The organism is Muricoccus roseus (assembly GCF_900141905.1).
In the GTDB taxonomy this organism is placed as follows: Bacteria; Pseudomonadota; Alphaproteobacteria; order Acetobacterales; family Acetobacteraceae; genus Roseomonas; species Roseomonas rosea.
In genome coordinates, this window is the sequence record NZ_FQZF01000065.1 from 1 (window position 1) to 5,312 (window position 5,312).

Below are 5,312 nucleotides of genomic sequence, written 5' to 3' on the forward strand. Positions count from 1 at the left end.
CAGGACAGCCCAGCCGCCCGGGCACGATAGACATAGGCAGCCACCGCTCCCTTGCTGATGCCAACCGCGGCCGCAAGGGTCCGGTCGCTCAGTCCAGCCTCGAACTTCAGACGCAGTACGTCGCGGATCCGTCGCATCGACAATCTCTCAGTAGGCATCAGGCAGACCCCGTTCAGAACGAGGTCCCTTAGCCGGCTCAGACTGTCGGCAATCCACCCCAGGCAACCCTCAACAGGGTGCCCACGATCCCGTGGAATCCGTGCCCACCATCCCGTGGAACCGCTGCCCACGATGCCGTGGAATCACTGCCCACCATCCCGTGGAATTCGCAGGTCTGGTTCAAGTCCACCGGCTCCCATCGCCAATATCGACACCCGACCAAGCCCGGCCGCGTCACGGTGGCCTTCCACGGGGGCGCCGAAGAGGTCCACCCCAAGACTCTCGCCTCCATCGCTCACCAGAGCGGCGTCAACCTGAAAGGGAAATGAGAATGGCCTACCGCTTCTATCCCGCCATCATCGAGCGCGGCGCCGATGGCGCGTTCGGAGTGGTGTTCCCGGATCTTCCGGGCTGCACCTCTGCTGGCACATCCGTCCAGCATGCCGCCGAACAGGCGGCAGAAGCCCTGGCTCTCCATGTTGAGGGCATGCTGGAGGATAGCGAGGCCCTGCCAGAGCCGTCTGCTCCGGATGCTCCCCTCCCGGACTGGCTCGCGGAAGCTGGATCAGATGAAGTGGCTCGCGTGCTGGTTCCGGTGGTTCTGCCGAGCAAGGGCGTCCGCGTGAACATCACGATGGATGAAGGCCTATTGCAGCGTGTGGATGCGGCAGTCGCAGAGCATGGGGATACTCGCTCCGGCTACATCGCCGAGGCCGTCCGCCAGCACCTGCTGCCCAGCGTCATTGGCATCCACGGCCCCAAGGGTAGCTACGAGATCATGCGGTTCCGTGAAGGCATGGGCTGGGCGGTTTTCCCTGTCACAGGGAAGGACGGAGCGCTGCGCGAATCGGTCGCGATGGTGGACCACCGGAGCGAGGCCCTCGACACAGCTCGGCGCCTGGCCGGGCTGGTCGAGAGCAGCTCGTAATAGACGGGCGCAGGGCTACAGCCCCGTCTCACACAGCTCCCGCTCCGCTGCCCGGCGCTTCACCAGTCCGGGCAGCTGGATGCCGGCCGCGGGGAGCGCAGAGTAATGATCACCGACAAAGGCTCTCACAGGGAACCCCGTCCCGGTCTCCGTCCAGCCTCGAGAGCCCACAATGGGAGAGGTAGAACCGAGCCTCGGCACAACTCGTCATCTCGCGGCAGTAGCGCTTGGCCCCGCAAATAAAGCCGCTGGGCGTGGCAGGCGAGGACCGTTGCGGAGAGGCGGGAGCAGGCACTGAAGCCCGCCCTGTGGATCCTCCACGCTGACCAGCCCGCCACTCCCAGGGAGGCGTCCTTTCGACCTCAGGTAGTGCCCAGAGCCCACGGCGAGTGGCCCTGGCCTCAGCCTCAAGCTGGAGCAACGAGGCATCTCGGCTGTACTGGCGATACACCCAGGCTGCTCCTTGCCGCACCATCTCTGCATTGACGTCCAGAAGGCCCTGGTACACCCACCCGACGGTCCGGCCGTAACGGTCGGTGTCCTGCACCACGACCCGCACGTCCTTGCCGAAGACCATCCCCGAGAGGACCTGCTGCGCCCTGGTCCCATAAGGCTGCCGGCTCTCGGGCGCGTCGATCTCACCGAGACGAACCCGCACCTGGCGGCGCTCTGCGGTGAGGACTGTCATCGTGTCTCCATCGGAGAGCCCAACCACCCGCCCGAGCAACTCAGCTGCCACAGCAGGCGAAAGCAGAAGGAAGCTGGCCAGTACGATCAGGCGAGAGATTGTCCGAGGCATCAGGCCACCCTGACACGCGCGCTTGGACCGGTGTAGCCGGACAACGTCCCATTATGGAACGACCACCTTGCACGACGATCACGGTTTTGTTATTACGTTACTATTATGAGAAAGAAGCCTGTCGCACATTCAGCCCCCTCGAGCGGCTCGGCCTGTTCATCAGCCACGGCCGAAGAGCCGTCATCGTACTCGGTCGCATTAGAGCCGCTTCGAGCCACTCCAGAACCGGCTCAGACTGCACGCGGGTCAGCTGCTTCGGTGAGTGCTTCGCAGCGGTTACGTCCCATGCAGTGGCTTGGACTGGCAGGCCTCACTGACGCCGAGCTTCGAAGCCAGATTGCCTCACTGCAGGCCAGGCTTCTGGTCCTTCGGATCGAATTGTCGTCGCGGACCCCTGAACCGTAAGCTGGACGTGATCATGCCGCACAAAGGATCCGCCTCATTGCGCCTTGCTCGCTACGAAGTCGGGATCGACAGCTACCGAGCCGCCATGATCCTGATCGACAAGCACGGGGCTGATGCAGCAGCCGAGGCAGGCCGGCGCTTGCAGTGGCTGCTGGACGAAGGCGACGAGGCCGGGGTCGCTGCCTGGACGGAAATCGTCTTCGCGATCGGAGAATTTCAGCGCGGGCCGTTGCCGGGCGAAGCGACAAACTAACTCTAGACTAGGCTGCGGGCCTCTTCTCCTTCCCCACTCTAGGCAAGCTGCGATCCTTCGCGCCTCGGCCGAAAGAGCCCGGACCCACGCCGCCCGAGCCACAGTCATAGCCCCGTCTCACACAGCTCCCGCTCCGCTGCCCGACGCTTCACCAGCCCGGGCAGCCGGATGCCGGCCGCCGTCACCCATTGCGGCCGGCCCGCGTCGTCCTCGTTGAAGGCCCGGCACCCGCCCCTCCAGTCTCCCGCGTTGAAGCGCCGGGCGGCGGTGGAGCGGCAGAAGGCGCCGGTGCCGATGTTGTAGGCGAAGGAGACCGCGGCGGCGGCCTGATAGGTCCGGCCCGCCAGCGCGGGGACGCAGGCGATCACCGGGCCCGCATGCGCCACCAGCTGCTCCTCCAGGCTGATGCGGCACTCCTCGGTCGTGTAGCGCCGCCCCACCACCACGTTCCGGGTGTCGCCCATGCACTTCGTCGGGATGCCGACCGGGTCGAGATAGCCGACCAGGCGCGTGCCCTCGAACTGCGGGACGATGGCGGTCAGGATCGCTGCGGCGCCTACGCCGACCAGCGCCACCAGCGTGCCCTTCCGGCCGGCCGGCACGGGCGTCTTGGCGGGCGCGGGCTTCGGGGGCGGGTCATCCTCCCAGCGCGCGGAGGTGCCCGCCGCGTTCCAGATCCAGGGCATCAGACCGGCCCCGGCGCTGCGGTGGCGGCCTGCTTGCCCAGCAGCTCGCCGAAGGCGCCCTGGACCATGCTGCGGAGGTCATCGGCCGAGACGCCGATCTTCGCCAGGGTCTCGCCCAGGCGCGCCTGCATGTAGCGCACGCCGGTGGTGATGAGCTTGTCCAGCCGCACGGGGTCGAGCGGGCCACCGGCCCAGCCCTCGGTCTGGACGATGCTGAACATCAGCCCGGCCGCGCGGCGCAGGGCCAAGTCCACCATCCAGACACGGGTGATGTGGATCAGCGAGGGCAGCGCGGCGCGCAGGCCGATGCCGAGGACGGTGGCCACGGGCGCGGAAAGGCCCAGGGCCGCCAGGATGGCGGTCCAGTCGATCATGGGAATGCTCCGATGTTCAGGGGTGCCCGGCTGACCGGCCGGGCGCGGGTCGCAAAACGGGAAGCGCCAAGGAGGCTTCACATCCCGGCAACTTCTTCGGATAGCCAACCTGGATCAGTGCGACGGCACGAGTTGTGCCTAGAGTAGCGCGGTCGCCAGCGCTGCTGGCAGAAGTCAGGGCTGTCCAGCCGCTGCCAACGAGAAGTGAGACATGCCTTGGCCCGATACTTCTTCCACACGCGCGACGGCAGAACTCCTCCCGACGCGGAAGGGAGCGAGCTGCCCAGCCTGGAGGCCGCGAGAGTTGAGGCAGTGCGTATGTCGGGCGAGCTTCTGAAATGGCACGCCGAGACGTTCTGGAAGGAGGGCGAATGGAGCCTCGAGGTCACCGACGACACGGGCCTGACGCTGTTCACTCTCCACTTTGTGGCGATTACCGCCCCGGCGATCAGGAAGCGACCCGACAGGCCCGCGAGCTAGGCTGGCCAGTTTGCCGTAGGTAGCTTGGACGGCCAGACCTTCCAGGTGCCCAATCTCAATCGCCGGAGCCGAGCCCCCAGGCATCGCGGGCCCTTCGATGAATCCTCTGCGCTTGCCGCCACGCACGCGCGGGCTTCGGCCGCTGGTGGAACCGCTTCGGATTATCGCGACCAAGTTACTGCCGGGTCACTTTTACCGGGTATCGCGTTGTAGCTTCAGGAACTGGAACCTGGAGAGGGCAGAGCAGCATTTCGCCGCTCTTGAGGAGGTACTGGGTGCGGCGCAGCGGAACCTCGGACGCCGATAGATCGCCAAGGCGCTGAGGATCATTCCAATCGTGCCCTGGATGCATGGACGGCAGCTCAGGGCCGTTGCTCATTGGCTCCCCAGAATGTTAGAGGTGCTTGGCTGGGCTGCCGATTAAGGCCTGCTAGGGTTTCTTGCCGCAGAACGCCGGGAGGAACCCTTGAACAATGGCGTAGACTTGGTGGTGGCCTGTGCACTGGCCGTGGCAGGTATCTTGGTGATGCTGTTCGCGCTTGTAGCCATGTAGCAAGCAGGGAACAGCGGCCAGCCGCCGCCGGAAGGCCGGCTCCCCGAAGTAGGCCGTTGTGCCGATGCATTTCCTAGAGGATGGCTGACCGGCCGGGCGCGGCATGGTAAGTAGATGTCCGGAGGCCAGAGCTGATGAGGACATTGATCTACGCAGGCATTGCTATCGCCATCTCGTTGGCATCCCTCATGCTGCTGCTGCTGCTGCTGCTGCTGCTGCTGCGGGCAGTACTCCGTTAGGATGCGGGCAGCCCCTCTACCACACAGCTGCCGCAGCAGTTCTCATGGTGCTCGGCCGGGTGTCCGACTCCATTTCGCCCCTTCAAGGGGCGAGGAGGGAGCACCGGGTTGTTGAGTTTCGCTGAGAACTGACCCGGGGTTTTCATCGAGAACTGACCCGTGCGGGGATATGTCCCGCGGGCTGTGGCCGCGGGTCAAGCAGGTGCTTTGGCCCTCCTGTTCCTGGGTTCGGCCGAGCTGCTCCTGAACCGGAAACTGTCGTTGCCGGTCTCCAGGATGTGGCAGTGGTGCGTGAGCCGGTCGAGCAGGGCCGTGGTCATCTTGGCGTCGCCGAACACGCCGCCCCACTCGCTGAAACTCAGATTGGTGGTGATGACCACGCTGGTGCGCTCGTAGAGCTTGCTGAGCAGGTGGAACAGCAAGGCGCCGCCCGAGG

Annotated in this window: 8 protein-coding genes and 1 pseudogene; 4 read left to right on the forward strand and 5 right to left on the reverse strand. The window is 65.6% G+C overall.

Annotated features, from left to right (window positions below; genetic code table 11):
* Positions 1 to 158, reverse strand: a pseudogene (locus BUB97_RS27135) (IS21 family transposase); the annotation flags it as partial.
* A 138-nt stretch (positions 159 to 296) separates the two neighbouring features.
* On the opposite strand from BUB97_RS27135, the gene BUB97_RS27380 reads away from it, so the two are divergent.
* Both BUB97_RS27380 and BUB97_RS25085 read left to right on the forward strand, forming a co-directional pair.
* Positions 297 to 488, forward strand: a complete 192-nt coding sequence (locus BUB97_RS27380) for a type II toxin-antitoxin system HicA family toxin (RefSeq protein ID WP_073140598.1) — start codon at positions 297 to 299, stop codon at positions 486 to 488.
* A 2-nt stretch (positions 489 to 490) separates the two neighbouring features.
* Positions 491 to 1,087 carry a type II toxin-antitoxin system HicB family antitoxin gene (locus BUB97_RS25085; protein ID WP_073140602.1) on the forward strand — a complete coding sequence of 199 codons (597 nt, stop codon included), beginning with the start codon at positions 491 to 493 and terminating at the stop codon, positions 1,085 to 1,087.
* Positions 1,088 to 1,196: 109 nt separating this feature from the next.
* Here BUB97_RS25085 and BUB97_RS25090 read toward each other — a convergent pair whose 3' ends face one another.
* Entirely contained in the window at positions 1,197 to 1,886 is a 690-nt protein-coding gene (locus BUB97_RS25090) for a thermonuclease family protein (protein WP_086062555.1), read from the reverse strand.
* 490 nt (positions 1,887 to 2,376) lie between these two features.
* On the opposite strand from BUB97_RS25090, the gene BUB97_RS25095 reads away from it, so the two are divergent.
* Complete coding sequence (locus BUB97_RS25095) at positions 2,377 to 2,544, forward strand: hypothetical protein (RefSeq protein WP_217659763.1); 168 nt, start codon at positions 2,377 to 2,379, stop codon at positions 2,542 to 2,544.
* Between the two features lie 104 nt (positions 2,545 to 2,648).
* Here BUB97_RS25095 and BUB97_RS25100 read toward each other — a convergent pair whose 3' ends face one another.
* A complete protein-coding gene (locus BUB97_RS25100) occupies positions 2,649 to 3,230 on the reverse strand; it encodes a lysozyme (protein ID WP_086062556.1) in 582 nt (193 codons plus the stop codon).
* A complete protein-coding gene (locus BUB97_RS25105; RefSeq protein WP_073140608.1) occupies positions 3,230 to 3,604 on the reverse strand; it encodes a hypothetical protein in 375 nt (124 codons plus the stop codon). The genes BUB97_RS25100 and BUB97_RS25105 overlap by 1 nt, the downstream gene beginning before the upstream one ends.
* 216 nt (positions 3,605 to 3,820) lie before the next feature.
* Between BUB97_RS25105 and BUB97_RS25110 the strand changes: the two genes are divergently transcribed.
* A complete protein-coding gene (locus BUB97_RS25110) occupies positions 3,821 to 4,084 on the forward strand; it encodes a DUF6894 family protein (protein ID WP_073140611.1) in 264 nt (87 codons plus the stop codon).
* A gap of 986 nt (positions 4,085 to 5,070) precedes the next feature.
* Here the strand turns inward: BUB97_RS25110 and BUB97_RS25115 are convergent.
* Positions 5,071 to 5,312: ATP-binding protein (locus tag BUB97_RS25115; protein ID WP_175562711.1), on the reverse strand; the 242-nt coding region annotated here is incomplete at its 5' end.

What these genes read in the sequence shown, in the direction of transcription:
- BUB97_RS25085 (WP_073140602.1), top strand. Translation starts at nt 491, where the DNA reads ATGGCCTACCGCTTCTATCCCGCCATCATCGAGCGCGGCGCCGATGGC.
- BUB97_RS25090 (WP_086062555.1), bottom strand. Translation starts at nt 1,886, where the DNA reads ATGCCTCGGACAATCTCTCGCCTGATCGTACTGGCCAGCTTCCTTCTG.
- BUB97_RS25095 (WP_217659763.1), top strand. Translation starts at nt 2,377, where the DNA reads ATGATCCTGATCGACAAGCACGGGGCTGATGCAGCAGCCGAGGCAGGC.
- BUB97_RS25100 (WP_086062556.1), bottom strand. Translation starts at nt 3,230, where the DNA reads ATGCCCTGGATCTGGAACGCGGCGGGCACCTCCGCGCGCTGGGAGGAT.
- BUB97_RS25105 (WP_073140608.1), bottom strand. Translation starts at nt 3,604, where the DNA reads ATGATCGACTGGACCGCCATCCTGGCGGCCCTGGGCCTTTCCGCGCCC.